General features: G+C 58.0%; 16 protein-coding genes. 12 read left to right on the top strand and 4 right to left on the bottom strand.

Translation table 11 applies throughout. The features are described from left to right. Positions 1–37 precede the first annotated feature (37 nt). Positions 38–664: a TetR/AcrR family transcriptional regulator gene (locus BBDE_RS08095; RefSeq protein WP_012902398.1), complete on the bottom strand. Its 627-nt coding sequence runs from the start codon at positions 662–664 to the stop codon at positions 38–40. A gap of 326 nt (positions 665–990) precedes the next feature. Between BBDE_RS08095 and BBDE_RS08090 the strand changes: the two genes are divergently transcribed. The 5 genes from BBDE_RS08090 to BBDE_RS08070 all read left to right on the top strand — a co-directional run bounded on the left by BBDE_RS08090 (position 991) and on the right by BBDE_RS08070 (position 8281). Continuing rightward, a complete protein-coding gene (locus BBDE_RS08090) occupies positions 991–2316 on the top strand; it encodes an MFS transporter (RefSeq protein ID WP_003839191.1) in 1326 nt (441 codons plus the stop codon). Positions 2317–2585: 269 nt separating this feature from the next. Continuing rightward, positions 2586–3932: a glycoside hydrolase family 30 protein gene (locus BBDE_RS08085; protein WP_003839193.1), complete on the top strand. Its 1347-nt coding sequence runs from the start codon at positions 2586–2588 to the stop codon at positions 3930–3932. 185 nt (positions 3933–4117) lie between these two features. Then, positions 4118–5281, top strand: a complete 1164-nt coding sequence (locus BBDE_RS08080) for a glycoside hydrolase family 5 protein (RefSeq protein ID WP_003839197.1) — start codon at positions 4118–4120, stop codon at positions 5279–5281. A gap of 115 nt (positions 5282–5396) precedes the next feature. Continuing rightward, the gene (locus tag BBDE_RS08075; protein ID WP_003839199.1) at positions 5397–6605 is read left to right on the top strand and encodes a glycoside hydrolase family 5 protein; all 1209 of its coding nucleotides are present in this window, start codon (positions 5397–5399) and stop codon (positions 6603–6605) included. A 29-nt stretch (positions 6606–6634) separates the two neighbouring features. Beyond that, complete coding sequence (locus BBDE_RS08070; protein WP_003839200.1) at positions 6635–8281, top strand: glycoside hydrolase family 43 protein; 1647 nt, start codon at positions 6635–6637, stop codon at positions 8279–8281. Between the two features lie 91 nt (positions 8282–8372). Here BBDE_RS08070 and BBDE_RS08065 read toward each other — a convergent pair whose 3' ends face one another. Next, positions 8373–11297, bottom strand: a complete 2925-nt coding sequence (locus BBDE_RS08065) for a glycoside hydrolase family 3 protein (RefSeq protein ID WP_012902397.1) — start codon at positions 11295–11297, stop codon at positions 8373–8375. A gap of 177 nt (positions 11298–11474) precedes the next feature. On the opposite strand from BBDE_RS08065, the gene BBDE_RS08060 reads away from it, so the two are divergent. From BBDE_RS08060 to BBDE_RS08050, 3 genes are all read left to right on the top strand, one after another. After that, positions 11475–12185 carry a LytR/AlgR family response regulator transcription factor gene (locus BBDE_RS08060; protein WP_003839205.1) on the top strand — a complete coding sequence of 237 codons (711 nt, stop codon included), beginning with the start codon at positions 11475–11477 and terminating at the stop codon, positions 12183–12185. After that, positions 12182–13579, top strand: a complete 1398-nt coding sequence (locus BBDE_RS08055; RefSeq protein WP_003839206.1) for a sensor histidine kinase — start codon at positions 12182–12184, stop codon at positions 13577–13579. The genes BBDE_RS08060 and BBDE_RS08055 overlap by 4 nt, the downstream gene beginning before the upstream one ends. A gap of 142 nt (positions 13580–13721) precedes the next feature. Beyond that, positions 13722–14357: a TetR/AcrR family transcriptional regulator gene (locus tag BBDE_RS08050; RefSeq protein WP_003839208.1), complete on the top strand. Its 636-nt coding sequence runs from the start codon at positions 13722–13724 to the stop codon at positions 14355–14357. A 255-nt stretch (positions 14358–14612) separates the two neighbouring features. Here BBDE_RS08050 and BBDE_RS08045 read toward each other — a convergent pair whose 3' ends face one another. Together BBDE_RS08045 and BBDE_RS08040 are read right to left on the bottom strand one after the other, a co-directional pair. After that, the gene (locus tag BBDE_RS08045) at positions 14613–16967 is read right to left on the bottom strand and encodes a glycoside hydrolase family 3 N-terminal domain-containing protein (RefSeq protein WP_003839210.1); all 2355 of its coding nucleotides are present in this window, start codon (positions 16965–16967) and stop codon (positions 14613–14615) included. A 204-nt stretch (positions 16968–17171) separates the two neighbouring features. Beyond that, positions 17172–18446, bottom strand: coding sequence for an MFS transporter (locus BBDE_RS08040; RefSeq protein ID WP_003839212.1), 1275 nt, complete (start codon positions 18444–18446; stop codon positions 17172–17174). Between the two features lie 231 nt (positions 18447–18677). Here BBDE_RS08040 and BBDE_RS08035 point away from each other — a divergent pair, with 231 nt between their 5' ends. The 4 genes from BBDE_RS08035 to BBDE_RS08020 all read left to right on the top strand — a co-directional run bounded on the left by BBDE_RS08035 (position 18678) and on the right by BBDE_RS08020 (position 23448). After that, a complete protein-coding gene (locus tag BBDE_RS08035) occupies positions 18678–19382 on the top strand; it encodes a TetR/AcrR family transcriptional regulator (protein WP_003839213.1) in 705 nt (234 codons plus the stop codon). Between the two features lie 264 nt (positions 19383–19646). Next, complete coding sequence (locus tag BBDE_RS08030; RefSeq protein WP_012902393.1) at positions 19647–21236, top strand: DUF5605 domain-containing protein; 1590 nt, start codon at positions 19647–19649, stop codon at positions 21234–21236. Between the two features lie 77 nt (positions 21237–21313). Then, positions 21314–22681, top strand: a complete 1368-nt coding sequence (locus BBDE_RS08025; protein ID WP_003839216.1) for an MFS transporter — start codon at positions 21314–21316, stop codon at positions 22679–22681. A gap of 188 nt (positions 22682–22869) precedes the next feature. Continuing rightward, positions 22870–23448 (top strand): MarR family winged helix-turn-helix transcriptional regulator, encoded by a 579-nt coding sequence (locus tag BBDE_RS08020; protein WP_003839218.1) that lies wholly within the window; start codon positions 22870–22872, stop codon positions 23446–23448. The last annotated feature ends 67 nt before the right edge of the window (positions 23449–23515 follow it).

Here is a 23515-nt window from a genome sequence, read left to right as displayed (position 1 = left end):
ACGCCGGGCGGTCGGAACGACGGCGGAATGACTTTCGTCAGGGGATGATCAGATCGATGAGGGCCTTCCACTCGGCCACGAAGTCGATGTCGTGAGATCCGTTGAGCCATCGCAGCTGCAAGCCTTCCATGGCGGAGAGCACCTGCAAGGCGGTGCGCTCCGGATCGGCGACCCCGTCGCGCTTTGCGGCGAACGCATATTCCTTGAGCAGATTGGTCTCGCGCTGTTCGAAATACTCGTGCACGGGATGGTCCTTGCTGAGCGCTTCGCTTTCAAGCAACGTGTACAGGCGGACCATTTCCAGACGGTCGGCATTGGTTTCCACGGTGCCTGTGGAAATGGCTTTCAGCCCCAGATCGCAATGGTATGCAATGCCGTCCTGCAAGACTTCGCCGGTCACGCCTTCGACGCCCAAATGTTTCGCGATGGCGATCTGATTGATGCGATCGGCGTACTTGAGGGTTTCTTCGAGAAGCTGTTCCTTGGAGTTGTAGTAGTAAAGGAGGCCCGCTTCGGTGATGTTCTGAGCTTGGGCGACGTCGCGAATGGTGAAGCCCCAGAAGCCGAACTGCGAAATGAACGAGATGGTGGTTTCGAGGATGCTTTTCCTACGATCCTCGGCGCTCATTCGTTTCTTGGTGGTGGTTTCCGTACGGCGACGCATGATTTCTCCTTTTTGTACTTACTAAGTTATAGCAGAGGGAGGGGGAATCGTTGAAAATCATTGGGACACGCCGGAGAATGACAGTCAGATATCTTTGTAATATGATTTAACTAAGCAGTTACTAAGTAATAGATAACTTATGTACTGCGGGGCATGGTCAACGACGATCCCTAAGGAAAATCGATGGTCGGGCATTGCCGACTTGCGTTTTTCCGTCGGGTGGTTTATGGTAAAAAACAAGTTAGTTACCATATGGTAGTTAGCAAAACGGAGCAAAGCAGCTCACACATTTCACTACTGAAGCATGAATCGAAGGAGAGAGTTTCATGAGTGAAGCAATCGCAAGCAAAGAAGAGCGTCTGTCGGCATACTACGCCAACATCGCGGCGGCGGAAAAGGACCCGTCGCTCTCGCCGGCAACGGGCAAGCCGCTCGATAAGGTCACTATCGCCCGATTCGGCGCCGGTTTCATCATTTTCGGCGTGCTATGGATGTCGGGTCTTGGCATTGTTTCCGCAGTGCTCCTACCGATGCATTACAAGACCATCGAAGGCGTCAATCCGGATGCGTTGATCGGTATCGTCAACGCCTTCACCGCGGTCGCATCCCTGATCGCCAATCTGATGTTCGGCAACTTCTCGGACCGTTCCCGCTCGAGGTTCGGACGTCGTACTCCGTGGATCCTGTTCGGTGCGGTGCTTGGCGGCGTCACCCTGTTCCTGACCGGCACCACGCATAATGCCGTGCTGCTCACCATCTTCTACTGCGCCTGCATGTTCGGCCTGAACTGCATGATCGCCCCGATGGTCGCCATCCTGTCCGATCGCGTGCCATCCGGCATCCGCGGCACCATGTCCGCCTTCTACGGCGCCGGTGCCACCATCGGTTCCCCGATCGGCACCATGCTCGGTGCACTGTTCATCAAGAATCTCATCCCGGGCTTCGCCGTCGCAGGCGTACTCATGTTCCTCGGTGGCGTCGTCTCCATGCTCATCATGCCGAAGGAGGAGTCCGCCGACTTCCTGCCGAAGGACGAAGGCTCCCTCAAGGACGTGCTCGTCTCCTTCCGTCCGCCGGCATTCCATGGCGCGCATGACTTCTACAAGGCGTTCGTTGGTCGTTTCTGCATGCTCGTTTCCTATCAGATGATTGCCGTCTATCAGCTGTACATCATCCAGAACTACATCGGACAGTCCGTCGACGAATCCGCTGTCACCGTGTCCGTCGTTTCCATGATCATGATGGTCATGTCTCTGGTCGGCTCCTTCATTTCGGGTCCGGTCTCCGACATCATCGGCCGTCGTAAGGTCCCGGTCGTCGTGGCGTCCGTGCTGTTCGCCATCGGCATCGCCATGCCGTGGGTCTTCCCCTCGTCCATGGGCATGTACCTGTTCGCAGGCATCGCCGGCCTTGGCTATGCGGTCTACTCCGCGGTCGATCAGGCCCTGCTCGTCGACGTGCTGCCGAACAAGGAAGAGGCCGGCAAGGATCTGGGCATCCTGAACATGGCTACCACCCTCGGCCAGATGTGCGGCCCGATCGTGATGTCCGCCCTCGTGGTGAACCTCGGCTACAACTTCGCGTTCCCGACCTCCATCGCCCTGGCCATCATCGGTTGCTTCTTCATCATGGCCATCAAGAAGGTCAAGTAGGCCATCCTTCCCTGAACGGGAACGGAAGGAACATCATAACAAGCAACGTGACGTGACGGCGTTGCGAACAGGGAAGCTACGGCGGTCCGTTCCGGACCGCAAGGACTCGGCCTTGCATGGTCCGAACGTGCCGGAACGAATCGCCGTGGCTCCTCTGCAGGAAAACGTACCCGCTTGGGCGATTGCATTGCCATGACGAATGCAATGGGTCGAAACCTAGGCCGAAAACCGCAGATTCCAATATCAACGACGATATCAAGGAGTGTCCAATGACCACCTGGACCGCAACCACACAAGACGACAGACTCGTCGACAAAACTTCCGAAATCGAATCCACCAACTCCGCCTCCGCCTCCGACTTGCAGCTCGACGGCAATGAGTATCAGGCCCTGCGTGGCTTCGGTGGCTGTTTCAACGAGCTCGGCTGGCTGCCACTGCAAACGGTCACCGAAGAGGAGCGCGACCAGATCATCAAGGAACTGTTCAGTCCCGACGAGATGAACTTCACCTTCAATCGTGCACCCGTCGGTGCCAACGATTTTGCCGACCACTGGTACAGCTACGACGAGACCGACGGCGATTACGAGATGGAGCATTTCTCCGTCGAGCATGATGAAAAGACTCTGATTCCGTACATTCATCGTGCACAGGAATGGCAGCCGGATATGCAGCTGTTCTCCAGCCCGTGGAGTCCGCCGACGTGGATGAAGCGCCCGAAGGCCTACAACTACGGCCGTCTTGTGCAGACGCCGGAGAACCTCAAGGCCTACGCCAAGTATTTTGTCAAGTATGTGCAGGCCTACGCCGAACACGGCATCACCGTGAACCAGCTGCACGTGCAGAACGAGGTGTTCGCCGACCAGAAATTCCCGAGCGCCCTATGGGATTCCGAAGCGCTCAAGGTGTTCATCCGCGACTATCTCGGTCCCGCGTTCGACGAAGCCGGGATCGACACCGACATCTGGCTGGGCACGCTCAACGGCCCGGAAGACATGGCGTGGACCGGCGGCGGCTACGGCATGAAGCTCAACAATTACAACCGTTTCGTCGACAACATCCTCTTCGATGACGATGCGCGCAAGTACATCAAAGGCATCGCCTACCAGTGGGCCGGACAGAACTGCATCGCACGTACGCATGAGTCGTGGCCGGAAATCGAGCTGATTCAGTCGGAATCCGAATGCGGCACCGGCGACAACAGCTGGGAATATGCAGAGTACATCTTCCACCTGATCAACCATTACCTGCGCAACGGCGCCACCGCCTACACCTACTGGAACATGATCCTCGACGACCAAGATTCCACATGGGGATGGTGGCAGAACTCGCTGTTCACCATCACCGCCGACAAGCATGAAGTGCGCCGCAATCCGGAATATTACGTGATGCGCCACTTCTCGCACTACGTCAAGCCGGGTGCGAAGGTGCTCGGCACTACCGGCCACTTCAACTCGATGGCCATCGCATTCCGCAATCCGGACGGCACGGTGGTGGTCGTGGTCCAGAACGCCCTCGATGAGGAGCGTCCATTTGAGTTTGCCGATCCTTCGTCCGCTAACCGTGGATTCAAGGTGACGCTGGCTCCGCGTTCGTTCAACACGTTTGTGTTGGATTAGCGGGGACGGCGGCTCGGTCGATGGACTGAGCTGACAGCGGCTTGGAGGGTCTGCCGAACGGTGGTCTTTCCTTTCTCTTCCCACCGTCGCCCTCGAAGCCGGTGTTGTATTGCAAGGCGCCTGCCTGACGGAATTGGTTACTGGTTCCGCATGGCAGGCGTCAACATGCTGCGAAAGGAGCCTGCATGACGTTGGGAGTCGACGAGAAGATCAATGGCGTGAATCTCGGCAACTGGTTGGTGTTGGAAAAATGGATGAAACCGGCCCTGTTCGAAGAATGCGGCGAGGATGATGAAATCTGGATGCATCGCACGATGGAACCGTCCAGGTTGGAAGCGCTGCTACGACGCCATCGTGAAACATATGTGACCGAGCGGGATTTCATCGCCATCGCCTCACACGGATACAATCTGGTGCGCATTCCCGTTCCGTACTTCGTCTTCGACGATGTGGAGGGACATCCGGGATGCATCGAATATGTGGACCGCGCTTTTGCTTGGGCCGATCGGTGCGGATTGCAGGTGCTGCTTGACCTGCACACCGTGCCGGGCTCGCAAAACGGTTACGACAATGGCGGAATCACAGGCGTATGCACATGGCGCAAGGACCCGGAGGCCGTGGAATATGCGCTGACGGTGCTGGAACGTCTCGCCAAGCGCTACCGGAATGAGCCGGCATTGTATGGCATGGAAGTATTGAACGAGCCGATCAGCTGGCTGGTATATTGGACGGCGCCGTCCACCGGCCATGCCAAGGACAAGGAGGAGGCCAAGGGCAGTGGGCATGTGCCCATGAGATTCTTGAAAGACCTGTATCGCGACGCGTATCGGCGTTTGCGAGCCATCTTGAAACCGGAAAGCGTGATCGTGTTCCATGACGGATTCCGATTGGGCGCTTGGAGAGGCTGGTTCGGGAAGGAAGGCATGACGAACGTCATGTTGGACACGCACATCTACATCATCGCCATGGAGACATTCGTACCGGTGCCTGCGATGTGGCTGTACCGGTTGTTCGTCGCATACGGCAAGGCGATGATTCGGCTGGCCGCACGGCATGTTCCTGTTATGGTGGGCGAGTGGTGCCTGATGAATACTCTCGCGCAACGGCAGCGCGATGCGGTGGAACGCAAGGCGATCTACCGTGAAGTGGCCCGGCTTGAGTTGGATGCGTGGAACGTGTCCGCGGGGCAGATCTACTGGAGCTACCGGTTGTTGGGCAATGATGCGATGGGGGATTCCCGCGGTGGCAACGGTTTGGAAGGATGGGATCTGACGTGTGTATGGCGCAACGGATGGATGGCTCAATCGACCGACGAAGGCGCCGATGGCGAGCGAACGGTCGATTCATGAACCGTGAGCGTCGTGGCGATCTGCCGGTTGCATGTCTCGGATAATTATATTATGATTTAACTAAGTAGTTACTAAGTACATAGAAACTACTATGAGACCGTACAAAGGAGTGCATATGGATCTGAACTACATCAAAGGCGTGAACCTCGGCAACTGGTTGGTTCTGGAGAAGTGGATGAACCCGACGTTGTTCGACGGCACCACCGCGGATGACGAATACTATCTGCCGACCCAGCTTGATCCAGCCGTTTACGAAGCGCGCATCGCAACGCATCGCGCCGAATACGTCAACGAACGCGACTTCGCCACCATCAAATCATGGGGCCTGAACTCCGTGCGCATTCCGGTGCCGTATTTCATCTTCGGCGACCGGCCGCCGTTCATCGGCTGCGTCGACGAACTCGACAAGGCGTTCAACTGGGCCGATAAGTATGGTCTGACCATTCTCATCGACCTGCATACCGCGCCGATGAGCCAGAACGGCTTCGACAATGGTGGCATCTCCGGCGTGTGCAAGTGGGCGCAACTGCCCGACGAGGTGGAATTCGTGCTGTCCGTGCTCGAACGTCTCGCCAAGCGTTACGGCAACCGTGAAGCGCTGATGGGCATTGAAATCATCAACGAACCGAACACCACCACTTCCTGGCCGATGATGAACGTGACCGAACGGTACAAGGCGGTCGATCCGGAACTGGCCGCAGGCACCGGACCGATTGCGTTCGACTGGTTGAAGGACTTCTATGTCACCGCCTACCATCGCCTGCGCGACGCCGACAGGGGAGCTCTGCCGACCGATAAGGCCGTGGTGTTCCACGACGGTTTCGACATCGGGCAGTGGAAGGACTTCATGCGCGGTGATGACGGCAAGCTGGCACCGGAATTCGAGAACGTGATTCTCGACACCCACCAGTATCTGATGACCGCCGAAATGATGGGTTGCCCGCAGACAGTCGAAGGCTACGACGATTTCGTGAGGAATACGTATGCGCCGATGATCGAGGAGATGAGCGAATACTTCCCGACGATCGTGGGTGAGTGGTGCCTGTTCAACTCCGTCGGTTGCGGCGTGGATACCCATGGTGGTCAAAGTGTGCTCAACGGTGAGGAAGGCGCACAGGCCGAGACGCTTTCTGCCGAAGAGAAGCGCGCGCTATACCAAGGTGTGGCCGAATCCCAGCTCAACGCCTGGAGCAAGGGCCACGGTTTCTACTACTGGAACTACAAGCTGCTCACCGACACCGTCAACACTCCCGGCTGGATTGGCTGGGATGCATGGGATCTCGGCCGGTGCATCGCCCAAGACTGGTTCCCGATCCAAAAGTAATCCCGTACACCAAAAACAAAGGAAAAGCAATGCTGCACAATCCGATTTTCAAGGGCTTCAATCCCGACCCGGCCATCTGCCGTAAAGGCGACGATTACTACGTGGCCGTCTCCACATTCGAATGGTTCCCGGGCATCCCGATCTACCATTCCAAGGACATGAAGCACTGGGAATTGCTGACCCATGTGCTTACCGACGACGCCACACCGAACCTCACCAAGCTGCCCTCCGCCAAGGGTATTTGGGCTCCATGCCTCACCTACAATGAGGCCGAAGACATGTTCTACGTAATCTATGGCGTCATGAACTCCATGAATGCCCGATATTTCGACGTGAACAACTATCTCATCAAATCCAAAAGCATCGAAGGTCCGTGGAGTGAGCCGGTCTATCTGACCTCATCCGGATTCGACGCATCCATCCTGCATGACGATGATGGCAGAAAGTACATCGTCAGCCTTGAATGGGAAACCCGTGAAGGCTATGAGAAGCCCGGCGTGATCTGCTGCGTGGAATACGATCCGGAAACCGAGCACGTGGTCGGCTATCCGAAGCGTATCTGGCGAGGCGCAACAGACCGTGGCTGCATCGAAGCGCCGCATCTGACCAAGCGTGATGGCTGGTACTACATCATGTGCGCCGAAGGCGGCACCGGCTACAACCATGCCGTGACCATGGGCCGCTCCCGCAATGTGTGGGGTCCGTACGAGCCGGATCCGAAGGGTCCGCTCGTCACCTCCCAGCCGAAGGAATCCAACGAACGTGCCGATGACGACCATCTGAAGCCGCGTTACTTCAATCCGGAATCCGTATTGCAGAAGTCCGGTCACGGATCGTACGTGGATCTGCCGAACGGCGAAACGTATCTGGTGCACCTGACCAGCCGTCCGTTTGTGCCGGAACTGCGCTGCACGCTCGGTCGTGAGACCGCCATTCAGAAGATGACGTGGACCGACGACGGCTGGCTGCGCATGGCCGACGGCTCCAATCTGGCCAAGCTGGAGGTCGAGGAACCGAATCTGCCGGATGTGCCGATGCCGGAAATCCCGCAGCATGATGACTTCGACGGCGATGAGATCGGCAACTGGTACTACTCGCCGCGCCAAATGCCGACGACCTTCGCCAACGTGACGGAACGTCCCGGCTGGCTGCGCATCCGTGGCGAGGAATCACTCGCATCGCTCAACCGTACGAGCCTGATCGCCCGCAAGCTGACCAGCGTATACGCCACCGTCACCACGAAGATGGAGTTCGAGCCGGAAGTCTACCAGCATTCCGCCGGTCTGACCGTGTACTACGACAACATGAACAACGTCTTCCTGCGCAAGTATTACTCCGAAACGCTTGGTGGCCCTGCAATCTCCATCGTGCGCCTTGAGAACGGCGAGAAGACGGAGATGCTCGACACCCGCGTGGCCGTTGAGGACAAGCCGATTCACATGCGTCTTCGCATCGAAGGCCGCCGCACCTGGTTCGAGTGGGGCTATGACGGCGAGACCTGGACTACGATCGGCCCGGATTTCGACACCACCACCTTCTCCGATGAATACTGCAAGTATGGCGAATTCACCGGCACGATGGTCGGTATCGCCGTCACCGACGCTTCGCTGCATGAGAAGACCGCCGACTTCGACTTCTTCGATTACGAGGCGGACGAGACCAAGCCGGTCGACTGAATTTCGGGCGAGTATCGATGAGAAGCGCGGATGGCCTTGTGGGGCAGGGCCATCCGCGCTGATTATTGGTTATGCATGGGCAGACTCGTGACTACTCACCGTCATTGGCGGCGGGCTCACCGGTTTCCGCAGCTACCGTTGCGTCTCGCTTGCGTCGGCGCAGGATCTGCAAGGTCGCAATGGCGATCAATGCAACCGCTCCGACCGTCACTACGCCGTCGAGCGCATACACGCCCCAGCGCCACAGCGGTGTCACTTTGACGATCTTCGAGTTGGCTGACAAGCCGTTCATCGCGTTCGAGCGGGAAATCGCATAACTGATGTTATGCGCGGCACGCTGCATATTGGCGATCACACCATCGGTCATGTCGTCATCGGGCAACTTCCACAGTCCGGCATCGGTGTTGAGCCACAGGTCGGTGCCCGCTTCGAGTCCTTCGCGCAGATCTTCGTAGGCGAACACGGAGTAAGAGGCCTGATCGGTTACTACGAAACCGTTGAACCCCCATTCTCCACGAAGCGTATTGGTCATCAGGCCCTTATGTCCGCCGGTCCACCGTGAGCCGATTCGGTTCATGGAGGCCATCATGGCGGTGGCGCCGCCGTCGCGTACGCTCATCTCGAACGGCCTCAGGTACAGTTGCCGAATGGTCTGTTCGTTGGCGAATATCGCGCCACCCATGCGGTTGGTCTCCTGATCGTTGAGTGCGAAATGCTTCACCGTGGACACCACGCCCTTGGAGCCGGCTCCGGCGACTACTTTGGCGCACATTGCGCCGGACAGATATGAATCCTCGGAGAAATACTCGAACGCTCGGCCGCCGTATGGGTTGCGATGAATATTGCAGGCCGGGCCATACCAGACGGCCACCTTCAAGGCGAGGCTATCCTCGCCGATCGCCTTGCCGAACGATTCGGCCAAATCGGAATTCCAGGTTGCCGCGATTACGATTTCACTCGGGTATCCCATGCCGCTTTCGCCGCCGACCAAAGTGGAGGAGATACCTGCGGGGCCGTCCTTGTCGGTGGTGGCCGGAAGCTGCGTGGAACTTACGGATTTGGTGGCGTAGCCGCCGATGCGCACTAGCTGGTCGAGTTCTTTGACGCTCATCTGCCCGATCAATGCACTCCAGGATTCATCGGCATAGTCGGCGTCCATAAGCATTGACGCATTCAGTTTGCCATAGGAGGGATTGTCGGTGTCGGTGGTCGGTTTTTGCTCGGGCTCGCTTTGCGCAGTGTCGATGTTCAACGCATCAAGGAACTTCTGGGAAGCGGTCCACTTGCCATCGGCATAGGTGGCTGGCCAGCTGCCGGTCCAATCGGAGCGCGACAGGTATGTGAAGGAATTATCATAAGTGGTCAGGTCAACGTCGTCGAATTGGTTGGAGATCTTTTCATCGGTTGCGGCGGATTTGGCGTAGGTGGTGTTGTCCTGCGAGTGCACGGTGTGTTTGGCGGCCAGGGCGGCGTTGCCGTTTTCGGTCATGCCGTCCGCGGTGGTCTTGCCCTTGGCTGCGAGAATGTTGTTCAACGCATTGTGTGCATCGGTGCCGACGGCCAGGTAGTAGTCGCCCGCGTCCATGATGTAGGTGCCTTCGCCTGTGGAATCGTACGTTTTCATCGATTCCTGATCGACGTGAACGGTGACGGTTTCGCTCGCTCCGGCCTTCAACGTATCGGTCTTGGCATAGCCGACCAGTTCGACGGAGGCTTTTTCGATGCCGTTCGCCTTGTCATAGTCGGTGTATGGGGACTGCATGTACAGTTGCACGACATCTTTGCCGGCTGTCTTGCCGGTGTTGGTGACTTTCACGGATATGTCGAAGCCGCCATCGGCTTTCTTCATCGAATAATCGGACCATGTGAAATCGGTGTAGGACAGGCCGTATCCGAACGGATATGCAACCTGTTTGGTGTAATCATAATTCGAGCGGGCCTCATTGCCGAGCACCACATCCTCGTAGCGGGTCTCATAATAACGGTAGCCGACATAGATGCCTTCGGCATATGCCATGTAGGAGGAGGTGAAACGGTCTGTGCCATTGACGATGGCATACGAACCGAAATTCGCGGAGGACGGGGCGGATTTCAGGTCGTAGGCGTAGGTGTCGGGCAGGTGGCCGGACGGGTTCACCGTGCCATTGAGCGCTTCGGCCACGCCGCCGGCGCCGGTCTGTCCGAGCGAACCGATCCACATGACGGCATCGATGGAATCGTCTTCCAGGTCGGCGAGCTCCATCGGATTCTGGGTGTTGAGCAGCACCACAACCTTGTCGAAGTTGTCGGAAGCCATCTTCAGCATGGCACGTTCGTCATCGTCGAGTTGCAGGTACGTATAGCCGGATGCCAGCTTGTCGGTCGGCAGATCCTGGCTTTCGCTGCCGGAACGGCCGATGACTACGATCGCCGCATCATTATAGGAGGCGAACGACTTCTTCACATCGTCGGTGTATGCGGAGGCCGGTACCTCATTGACGGCGAAGGTGCCCTTGCCATAGGCGTCGGTGGAGGTCTTGCGGTAGTCCTTGCCGGCGCCCGTGGTGTAGAACTCGGTCAGGGTCGGATTCACGTCGAATCCGGCTTGCTCGAACGCGTCCATCAGCGATTGGGCCTTGGAGGTATCGATGGAGCCGGCGCCACCACCGCCATATACCGAGTCAACGCTATCTTGGCCGAATACGGAGATCTTCGACGTTGCTTCAAGCGGCAACGTACCGTTCTCGTTCTTGAGCAACGTCACACCCTCTCGAAGAATGGTGGTGCCCATGTCGGCCAGTGCCTGTTCGCGCTCGTCGTCGGAGGCGTAATCCGATGTGAAATGCTCCGTGGTCTCATTGCTTGCCGATACGACCTTGGAGGTCGGCTGATTGAAATAGACGGAAATCAGGTCCGAATATTTGTTGGCGTATACGTTGCCTATCGCCGTGGCTGCGGCCAGTATGATCGCGATTGCGTACATGGCGACTGACGCGGCTAGCGGCAGAGGCCTCTTCGCTTTGCCATTGCGGGTCATGGTGCTCTCCTTTATATTCAAATCCCACATGCTGCTATCTTTGAAACTTGTGGTAATCTCATCCTATTTCGCGGGAAATTTTAAGGATTTCGATTGTCGTGAACGTCATTTTTTTGTCGTGAACGACAATGGTTGCGTACAATCAAGATAAGGAATGAGACTTGAAGAGGAGTGGTCATGCGAATCGCCATCGTCGACGATGACGCAGCCATGCGTGTTGTGATGAATGGCCATTGCCTGCGTTACGGCGAAGAGCGTGGCATGCACTTCGATGTCGAATGTTTTTCCAATGGTGACGATTTGCTGGCGGACTATCGGCGTGGACGTTTCGCCATACTGTTTCTGGACGTCGAAATGCCCGGAACCGACGGATTGGAGGTAGCCCGTCGGGTACGCCGGGTGGATGATGCCGTGACGATCGTGTTCGTGACGAATATGGCGCAGTGCGCAATTCACGGTTATGAGGTGGCGGCTTCGGACTATATCGTCAAACCGCTGACCTATTTCGATTTTGAATTGAAGTTCACCAAAGCGTTGCGTTTGGCCAAGGGGCATGCCGAAACGGTGGTGACGATCGATACCGTCGACGGATTGCGTTCCTTCGCGATAGGGGAGATCCACTATGTTGAAGTGCTGGATCATTATCTGCTGTTCCATACGCAATCCGGCGTATATAAGGCTCGAGGCAGCATCAATGAGCAGTCGAAAACGCTGCAATCGTATGGATTCGCGCGCATCCACAAGAGCTATTGCGTCAATCTGCGGCACATCAAACTGTTGGGTGCCGCTGGACTTGACTGCGCCGGAACGACCCTGCCGATTGGACGGACGTACAAGACGTCGCTGATGCAGGAATATCTGCGATTCCTGGGAAGTGTGGAACGATGACCGCCGCCGACTGGAATATTGCCTGCGACTGGTTCGATTCCTTCCGATTCGTGTTCTCGGTGCTTGCCGCCACATGGATTTTCGCCCGTGGCTCGGCTACGCGACGTACCCGATACGGCCTGTGGCTCAGTGTAATCATGGCGGTCGGGACGCTGTTGGCCATCGCAAACCCACTGTATGTGGGTTTGGGGGCGGTCGTCTCGTTGTCTTGGCTCAGCCAGTCCAATTTCGTGCGGATCTGGATTGCCACGGTGTTCCTGTTGGCATTGGCGGCGATCAAACTGTGCCGCCGTACATCGTGGACGAATGCGATGTCACGCTGGATGATGGGTTTGTGCGTGGAACGATTCATCACGTCATTCGTGCATAATTGGCTGTTTCTGGTGATCGTCAAGGATTTCGAAGCCGATCATCCACTGGCTTATATGGGAATCAGTCTGTTCGCCTATGTTATGTTCTTGGGGGCCGCGGCTTTATGGCTGGCACCGTTGTTCGTGCGAGATGTGATGCCTCACACGCCGGGAAGGGCGATGTGTCTGCTGTATGCGCTCGGATTCGTGGGGCTGTATGTGGTGACGAACGCCTCCATGGGCATTAGCGAGAGCTACATCGGCACGTTGCGAAGCCTGATCGGCGGTGATGCGGAAGGGGAGCGTCTGCTCGGCTTCATACTGTATTTCAGTACCGGCATGGCCGGTTTGATGGCAGTGCTCATCTTCCTGTTCCAGTACGCGATCTACCACACGCTCGAACTGCAGCAGGAAAGCATGCTGTTGGAGGTACTCGCCGAACAGAAGAGTCGCCAATTCGATACGATTTCCGCGAATATCGACTACATCAACCGTAAGTCGCATGATTTGAAACACCAGATTGACGCACTGGAATACATGGAAGGCTCTCGCCGCAGCGAATTGGTCAAGGAGGTGCGCGAATCGTTGACCGTCTATGATGCGACGGCCAACACGGGCAACGATGCGCTCGATACGCTCATCACGGAGCGCAATTTTATCTGTGCCCGGAATAACATCCGTATGACCTGCTCGTTGGCTGGTTGCGACTGGAGCGCGATCGACGTGGTCGACCTGTATACGATTCTCGGCAATGCGCTCGATAATGCCTGTGATTATGTGATGCGTTTTGATGATGTGGACAAGCGCGTGATTTCGGTGAGCGCCCGGCAGCGGGGGAAGCTGATCGTACTATCGGTCGACAATCATTTCGAAGGTGAGCTGACGATGGTCGATGGGCTGCCGGAGACCACCAAAACGGACACGTTCGCGCATGGATTGGGCCTGAAAAGCATACGACGGATAGCCAAACGCTATGGCGGCGACGTTCTCGTCACCGCCATACCTCCGATTTTCACGGTTCAGGTCTCGTTGCTGGTGAAGTGAATTTTTAGGAATGCGGAATCTGCTCGTTGATGATGGGGTTATTCATGGCCGCTCCTTGTCGGTTGCGGAACGTCGGTTCATTATGATGATGGTTGACGCGAAATAACGGGAATGAAGCAGCATCGGCGCTAGACTCGAAATCATGGTTGAAGAAGAGGTTGTGAGGCGCGTGCGCAAATCGCCGGAAGAGCGCCGTGAGGAAGTGCTGGATGCGGCGGTGCAGCTGATCAGCGAACGTGGATACAACGGCATCTCCGTGCAGGATGTGGCCGATAAGGTCGGCATTTCCAAACAGGGTGTGCTGCGATACGTCGGCAACAAGGATCATATGCTGGCGATGGTGTATAGCGAGTATTACAACGGTACCGGCACTCCGGAGGATTTCTTTGCATCGGGCATGCCCGGCAGTGATCCGACCGCGCCGTTGTTTCCGGCCTACTTGCGCTATCTGGTCCGGCATAATTCGCGCCGTCGCATGATGGTGCAGTTGTTTACGGTACTGGCGGCCGAATCACTCAATCCTGGCCATCCGCTGCATGACGAATTCATGTCGCGCATGGACGGCATTTGGGAAAATTATTCGAGGTATCCGTGGCTCGTCCCGCCGCAGCTGGGTTCGTGGCATGAGAGCATGCGGCCAATCGTCCGTAAGACCATGGAGATCATGGATGGCATTCAGCTGTGGTGGTTGCGTGAGCCGGAGGTCGATCTGTATACGGAATGGTCCGAAATGGAGAATCTGCTGTTCCCCTCACCGCTGTGGGATGCGTATCGCTGATTGAATCTGTCGGGCTGATTGGGTCTGCAGGGGCTGGTCGAAGCTGCTGGAGCCGGTCGGTCGTGCACGATTCGGTATTGCGGCACCTTGCGTGAATCGTGCTCTGCAATCCTAATAGAATTAACCTCGGATATATGTTCGCAGTCGGGAAAAGAAAAAACACGACTTGCCGAAAACGGCGTTCTCGGCAAGTCGTGCTTTCGTCAGGATGTGGGTGAGCGCGGTGCATTCACCCACTATGTAAGAGGAAAGACGTCAGGCGACCGTGAAGACGGTGCGCTTGAGATCCTCGCGACGGCTGGAATGGCCGACGAGTAGCTCGAATTCACCCGGCTCGACGATACGATTGGCATCGGGGTCGACGATGGTGCAGTCGGCGACCGGAATGTCGAATGCGACCGTCTTGCTTTCTCCCGGCGCGAGCTCGACGCGCTTGAACGACTTAAGCTCGCGATCGGTCCAGCTGTAAGAGGTGACGATGTCGCCGATGTACGCCTGCACCACCTCGATACCCTTGCGTTCGCCGGTATTGGTGAGCGTGATTTCGGCATGCACGGTGTCGGATTCGGTGAAGGCGCCGGAGTCCGGAACGTTGGTGATGGCCGGTTCGCCGTACTCGAACGTGGTATAGCCCAAGCCTTCGCCGAATGCGAATGCCGGATCCTGCGTGAGATCGGCGTAGCGGTTGCCGTGCTGGCCGCGAATCTGGTTGTAGTAGACCGGCAGCTGGCCTGCGTGGCGTGGGAAGGTGATCGGCAGGCGTCCGCTCGGTTCGGTGATGCCGAGAATGATTTCGGCGATGGCCTGGCCGCCCTTCATGCCCGGGCTTGGCGCCCACAGCAGTGCGGAAGTACCTTCGGCGGCGGATTCGTCGACGATCACGCCATTGGTGCCGATCACACAGGCCGGCAACACCATCGGCTTGGAGCTCATGAGCACCACGACCAATGGCTTGCCGGTTTCGCGAGCTACGTTGGACAGCGCCTCGAGCAGTGCGTTCTGCCCGCCGAGCAGTTCCAGCGTGCCGGTGGAGCAGCCCTCTCCGATGAGCTGGACCACATCGCCGACCACGGCGACAACCAAATCGGACTGTCGTGCATTCTCGATGGCTTCGTCGATCATGGTCTGGTCCACTGCGGCGGAGACGCCGATTTTCGGTCGCGGCTGACCATCCGGATAGAACTCGCCTTCCGGATCGGGTACAAGATCCACGATATTCGCACCGCGGGAGTGGACCACGTTGCATCCTGCCGGTGCGAGCTGCTTGAACGCATCGAGCACGGTGGTGATCATGTGGCGCGGATGGCCGTCCGGCATCCAATTGACCTGTCCGGAATTGCCGGCCCAATCACCCAGCTGGGTCTGTGCGTCGTCGGCGAGCGGGCCGACCACGGCGATGCGTTTCGCATCGTCTGCGGCGAACGGCAGGGATCCGTTGTTCTTAAGCAGCGCCACGGATTCGCGAGTCAACTCGAGGTTGAGCCGCTGATGCTCGTCGGAGCCGATGACCGCGTCGATACGTTCCTGATCCGGTAGGCGCGGATCCTCGAACAGGCCCAGACGGAACTTGAGTGCGAGAATGCGGGAGACGGCGGCATCGATCAGTGATTCGTCGAGCAAGCCGGTGCGTACCGCCTCGAGCGCACCTTCATAGAACTGCGGGGTGGTCATGACCAGATCGTTGCCGGCCTTGACCGCGTCGGCGGCCGCATGCACGTAATCCGGCTTGACTTTCTGCTCCCAGACGGAACGGCCGACGTTGTCCCAGTCGGTGATCAGCGTGCCCTGATAGTTCCAAGCACCGCGGAGTTTGTCGGACAGCAGCCACTTGTTGAAGGTGACCGGCACGCCTTCGATGGATTCGTAGCCGAGCATGAACGTGCCGCAGCCTTCCCTGGCTACGCGTTCGAACGGCGGCAGGAACCAGGATTCCAACTTACGATGGCTCAGGTCCGCTTCGGAGGCGTCGCGGCCGCCCTGGGTTTCGGAATAACCTGCAAAATGCTTGGCGCAGGCCAAGATCGCATCCTTGGCGAGCGGTTCGCCGGCCTTGGCTCCGCCCTGATACCCTTTGACGATGCTGGAGGCCATCTCGCCGATCAGATACGGATCCTCGCCGAAGGTTTCTCCCACGCGGCCCCAACGGGTGTCGCGGCCGATGCACAGCACGGGGGAGAAGGTCCAGTGCACGCCCGTGGTGGATACTTCCTCGGCGGTGGCGCGGCCTGCGGCCTGTACCTTTTCGGAATCCCAGCTGACGGCCATGCCGAGCTGCTCCGGGAAGATGGTGGCGCCCGGCCAGAAGGAGTAGCCGTGGATGCAGTCGTCACCGATGACCAGCGGAATGCCGAGGCGGGTCTTGGTGTTCACGGTTTCGACCGCGCGGGGCAGGTCGGCGGGAGAGGTGTGCAGGATGGAGCCGACGTGCTTGTTGACGATCAGATCGTCCAGATCGCCGCTGCGGGCGTCAAGCTGCATCATCTGACCGACCTTCTCTTCGAGGGTCATGCGGCCGAGCAGGTCCGCGATGCGTTCTTCGGCGGGAAGTTCGGGGTTCTTGTATGGCAGTTCGGTGGTATTGCCGGTCATGGGATTGCTCACTTTCCTCATTGAAGCGATGTCCTTTAATTACCAATTGGTAGTTTAGCAGTTGAGGGATGGTTTTGCAAATGAAGTAATGGATGGCTTTCGAACGGACGGACCTGTTGGCATGGCAAAGCCCGTTCCCTCCGAAAGCGGAGAGAGCGGAGGATCTCGGAGGGAACGGGCTTTGCCGGTTATGCGGCTTGTGCGGGCCGCTTGCGGTCGGTGAACCTACTTCACTTTTTTGATGAACAGGATCACCACTGCACCGACCATCACGGCGGCGATGGCGATGGGGAATACCAGGAAGTAACCGCCGGTGGCGACCACGATGGAGGAGACGACGATCGGTGCGATGACCTGGCCGAGGGTGTTGGCGAGGTTCAGGATGCCGAGATCCTTGCCGGCTTCGTCCGGATTCGGCAGCACGTCGACGTTCAGTGCCTGATCCACGGCCATGTAGATGCCGTATCCAAGGCCCATGAGCGCCGCATAGGCGAACATGGAGAACTGGGACTTCAGGACCCACGGCACGGCGATGCCGATGGCGATGATGGCGGAGGAGACGAACACCGGCAGCTTGCGCTTGCCGATCCTGTCGGAGATTGGACCGGAAACCAGGGATACGACAAGCGAGACGATCATGGTGATCACTGCCATGGTAGACACGGTCGCCGCGGCGGCCTTGGCATCCTGTCCGATGTACTTCATGCACACGTACAGCTGGTAGCCGACGATCATGTTGTAGCCGAAGATGAGCATCAGCCGTCCGATGAGCGCCAGGTAGAAGTCGCGTGCGCCCTTGGTCGGCGGGCGGAACTGCATGGCGACCTGCTTGATGTCGAACTTTTCGGTTGTGTCGGTGGCTGCGGACAGTTCACGCGGAAGCAGCAGCACGGTGCCGATGCCGCACAGGCACCAGCAGATGGTGCCGATCATGAAGCCGGTCTTCGGCGCGTCGATGAATGCGGATCCGATGATGGTGCCCATGGACTGGCCGACGATCTGTCCGGCGCCGTAGAAGGCGGACATGGAACCACGGTATTTCTGGGGAACGCGATCGGACAGAATCGCCACGCACGGTGCGATCATGCAGTTCAGGCCAATCTGCAGCAACGACCAGGAGGCGACGATGGTCGGCAGTGTGGGGGAGATGGAGGTCAGGTAGAAACCGAGGCCGGCGATCGGGCCTCCGACGATGATCCATGGCGTACGCTTGCCGAAGCGGCTATGCGAGGCGTCGGACAGCGCGCCGAAGATGACGTTGGAAATCAGGGCGAAGATGATGCCGATGGAGTTCATCGTGCCGAGAATCGTCTCGCCCTGACCGATGCCCAGCGTATTGAAGCGGGCCGGTAGCAGTACGGTGGATCCGATGGTGCCGGACATCATGAAGACGATGCAGAAGAAGATGAAGCCTGCGCCGAAACGGCCGAGGTTGAGTTTGCTTACCGGCTTGCCGGTGTCGGGAGCGAGCTCCTCGGCGGCGATGATCTGCGATTCCATGTGTATACACCTTCCTTGGTGCCTATTGCAGTTGGTTATGGGATGACTTCGTTGTTCCGGTTACTGGTTACTACCAGATAACTTATAAGTTAGCTACCGATAACTTCGATGTCAAATCATTGATGTGATTGCGGTGTGTCTTATTGGTTTTCCGTGATTTTCACATACGACTTGCGGCATAATTATTAATTGGTAACTTAAGTGATTGTCTGATGTGTCAGGAGGCTCGATATGGCGGTTGACAAGGTGGACGCCGACGATCTTGATGTGCTCGACAAATCGGCCATCACCGCGCTGATGGCGGAACCGAAGCCGAAGAAGAAAGCGGTGTCGAAAAGGATGAGCGCCGAAGAGCGCCTCAACCAGATCATCGACGTAGCCGTGCGGTTGATCGGTCAAAAGGGCTACCACGGATTGTCGTTGCAGGACATCGCTTCGGAAATCGGCGTGACGCAGACGGCCGTGATCCATCGCGTGAAAAGCAAGCACAATCTGCTGGTGCTGGTGGTGGAACGTTACTATGACATGTCGGGGGCGGAGACTGAATATCTGGGCCATTTCCGCGCCGGCGGCGACAGGGCGGGTGAGCGTCCGCATATCCCGTCCGCGTTGCGCGCGGTGGTCGAACAGAATGTGCGGCAACCTGAAATGGTGCGGCTGTTCCAAATGCTCAACACCGAGGCCATGTCGGCCGAACATCCGGCGCATCGATATTTCGTGGAGCGCACCAAAGGCATGTGGGATAATTTCGCGCAGTTTGACTGGGCGGTTCCCGAAGGGGTGGACGGCATGCTGGCATATCAGTTGGCCAATGCCGCCATGTATGGGCTTGAAGGCCGTTGGCTGGCCGATCCCGAGGGCGTGGACTATCTGGAGGAGTGGAAAAGATATGAGGCGTATCTGTTCCCGTCGCCGCAGTGGGATGGGTATCGGTGACGTCCGCGGAAGATTCGTGGGCGAGCGTCGATGATTCGTGTTTTGCCTGGCATGTCAAGGAAGCCGAATGTCGGTCGGGGTCGGGGCGGCTGTGGGCGTGTCGTGGGTTGACAAGTAAGTTATCAACCAGTAAGTTACTAGTTAGTAATCAATAACAATCGGATTGTTGTTCCGGTATCCGTTTGCTGTTGATTGCTACCAGTCAACACGTTCGAACGCGTCGCACGTCGTCGTGCGGCACCGACCAACCAAAGGGCGGCAATCATGGCGGAATACAAGACACAGGTCGAGCAGCACCGACTGTTCGAAATCAATCTCACCGGAACCACGGAAGGCAACCCATATCAGGATGTGACGCTTTCCGCCGACTTCACCAATGCCGAGACCGGCCAGATCGTTGTCGTCGGCGGCTTCTATCGCGGCAACGGCAACTACTCCGTGCGCTTCATGGCATCGTCGGCGGGGCGGTGGGCATTCACGACCCGGAGCACCGATCCGGCGCTCGACGGTCAAACCGGCGTCTTCACCGTGACTCCGGCGACGCAGGACAACCACGGTCGTGTGCTTACCGCAACCGAAGCGCTTTCCGGCAAGGCCCGCGAAGCCTATGGCAGCGAACTCAAATACCGTTTCACCTATGAGGATGGCACTCCGTACCAGCTTTACGGCACCACCTGCTACGCATGGGTGAGCCAGCCGACCGACGTGCAGGACCGCACCGTCGCCACGCTCGCCAAGGCGCCATTCAACAAGATTCGCATGTGCGTATTCCCGAAGTTCTACGACTTCAACACCGCCGACCCATGGGCCTACGCCTATCCGGGCACCCGTGAAACCGGTTTCGACCACACCTGTTTCGACGAGGAATTCTTCGCGAACCTCGATTGCCGCATCGCCCAGCTTGACGAGCTCGGTATCGAGGCGGACATCATCCTGTTGCACCCGTATGACAAGCCGGACTGGGGCTTTTCCAAGATGACCAAAGTTGAAGACGAGATGTACCTCGCCTATATGGCCCGTCGCTACGGTGCCTACAAGAACGTGTGGTGGTCGCTGGCCAACGAATACGATCTCATGCCTCAGAAGTCGCTCGAGGACTGGCGTGAGTACGCACGTGTGGTTATGGCCAACGATGCGTTCGGCCACCTGCGCTCCATCCACAACTGCATTCCGATCTACGACTACAACGAACCGTGGTGCACCCACTGCTCCATCCAGCGTGTGGACGTGACCCGTACCACCGAATGCATCGCCGACTGGCGTAAGGCCTATGGCAAGCCGGTCGTATGCGACGAACCGGGCTACGAAGGCAACATCTATTGGGGCTGGGGCAACCTGACCGGCGAAGAACTCATGCGTCGCTTCTGGGAAGGTGCCATGCGCGGCGGCTACGTGACCCACGGTGAGACGTTCATCGACGAAGACGAGCAGATCTGGTGGGCGCATGGCGGCGAACTGCACGGCGACGCCCCGGCGCGCATCGCGTTCATGCGTTCGATCTTCGACGACGTTCCGCTCGACGCGACGCCGTTGGATGGCGATCTCGACGCCGATCGGGCATGGCCGATTGCCAATCCGATCAACGGATCCGTAAACGTGGCACCTGCGGTCGAGAAGGCCGCACAGTACTGGGACGTTCCCGTGCTGCGCGGTGGTGACGATTACCAGCTGATCTATTTCGGCTGGTTCCGTCCGAAGTATCGTGAAATCCCGTTGCCGGCCGGATCCGCCTACGTGGTCGACGTGATCGACACGTGGAACATGACCGTCGAAACGCTGCCGGACGCCTACGAAAACTCCGTGCGCGTCGATCTTGGCCGTCAATACATGGCCGTGCGCATTCGCAAGGCCTGACATCATGCTTTGCCGCCTCCCTCATCAGAGGGAGGGGCCTGCCTGTTATCTCACAAAAGCGACATGAGGGAAGAACTATGTCTGCAACCATCAAACCCCAGGGCAAACTGACGTTCCTGACGAAATTCGCCTTCGGTATGGGCGATTTCTGGACGTCCATCGGCAATATCGCCATGGCCACCTATCTGACCATGTTCTATACGGATGTGGTCAGGCTCTCGCCGTCCATGGTCGCCTCCATGCTGCTCGTCGTGCGTCTGGTGGTGGCCTTCTGGGATCTGACCGTCGGCATTCTGGTCGACCAGACCAAGTCCCGTTGGGGCAAGGCCCGCCCGTGGATGCTGTTCGGCGGCATCGCCTACGGCATTGCGTTCCTGTTCCTCTTCCTCGACCCGTTCGGCAACTCTCCGGCCGGCGTGATCTATGCGTGGGCCGTGTATGCGATCGTCAACGTGGCCTATTCGACCGTGAACGTTTCGTATGCCTCGCTCACCTCGCTGCTGACCGCCGATTCCGGTGAAAAGACGCAGCTCAACATCTTCCGCATGACCATCGCCAATGTGGGTGCCATGCTCGTCTACGTGCTCGCCATGCCGATTGTGAACGCGTTCGGGGGAACGTCGATCGGCTGGGGCGTCTTCTTCGGCGTGATTGCCGTCATGATTCCGTTCGGCTACTGGTTCACCTTCGCGAATACGTGTGAAGTCGCTTCCTTCGAATCTGACGGCGGCACGGATGGCAACGATGGCAAGGTCTGCGTGGGCGGACATTTCAAAGCGCTGGTGCGCAACAAGTACTGGTGGCTCACGCTTGGCCTGAATTTCGCGCTGTGGACCTATAACGGCATCGCCAACGGCATGGCCGCCTATATCGCCAAGTATGTGCTCGGCAATTCCAATCTGACCGCCGTAATCGGTTTGGCCACCGTCATCCCGATGGTCATCGGCCTGCCGTTCGCCGGCCCTCTTGTGGCCAGGTTTGGCAAACGCAACTCCTCGATGGCGGGACTTGTGCTCGTCGCCGCCGGCAGTCTGCTGGTGTTCATCGATCCGAGCGATCTGTGGGTGTTCTTCGTCTCTATCGTCGTGCGCATGATCGGCATCATCCCGATGAACGCCGCGCTCAATGCCATGAGCGGCGACGTGGTAGAGTACGGCGAATGGCAAAGCGGCGTGCGCTCCGACGGCATCGTGTTCAGCTCGTCCAGCTTCTCCATGAAGGTGGCCATGGGCGTCTCCTCGGCCGCCATCGCATGGGTCCTCGGCGCCAGCGGCTATGACGGTTCGCGAGCCACGCAGTCCGCCGTCACCGTGTCCGCCATGGTCAACACCTTCGTATGGGTGCCGGTCGCCATGGTCGTGGTCATGGCCGTATTGCTTTTCTTCTACGATCTTGACGGGCGCATCGGCCGGATCGGCAGGGAGCTTGCCGCTCGCCGTGCGTAGCGGAAAAGGCTATTGAGGTTTTTGTGGAATACAGGCGTGCATCCAATGGGTGCACGCCTGTTTCGTTGATGAAATTATGGTTTTCCGAAACATGATCTGGCGGCTGATACGGAAAGTCCGCCGGTTGTCTAGGGCATTCATATACTTACTCTTGGTAATGACTATTGGTAACGATATGTGGAGGCGTCATGACGGAATCGCGAAGTGGCCGACGGCAACTGTCTTTGGATGACGTGCGTGATCTGATCGACGCATGCTGGACGGCGAAACGTATCACCGAAGCGTTGCCGGAACTACCGAGAAGCATGAAACCGCGGCATGTGCACGTCATCGACGCCATCTGGAATCTCAATCATCAGGCCGAATCCCCGACTCCGGTCGCACGGGTCAGCGGCATCAGCGCTTTTCTGGGAGTGACCGCACCGAGCATTACGAAACTGGTCAACGAGCTGGTCGGCAAAGGTCTTGTGGTCAAGCACGCATCCGAAACCGACGGTCGTGCGGTGACGTTGAGCCTGACGGAAGCCGCCGAGGAAATCCGTGAACTGTACGTGCATCAGTTCCACGAACACCTGTGCGGCGTACTGTCCGGCATCGATCCGCAAGACGCCGCCACCACGGTCGCCACGCTGCAGGCCATGCATCGGCTGATGGGCGCAGATCGGGGAGGGGAGTGGACCACGCAGGTGGCCGATGCCTGGCCGGCGCACGTCGAAACGCTGATGGCGGGTGACGAGTCCCGATCGCATACGGCGACGAAGCAATAGACCAGATGGACAACCGAATCGTGCGACACACGATGCGGTCGCGCATGTTGAAGAGAGAGGAATCGCC

Origin of the sequence: Bifidobacterium dentium JCM 1195 = DSM 20436, assembly GCF_001042595.1 — a bacterium.
In the GTDB taxonomy this organism is placed as follows: Bacteria; Actinomycetota; Actinomycetes; order Actinomycetales; family Bifidobacteriaceae; genus Bifidobacterium; species Bifidobacterium dentium.
Note: the sequence above shows the minus strand (reverse complement) of the source record. Positions and strands in the feature narration are given on the sequence as shown.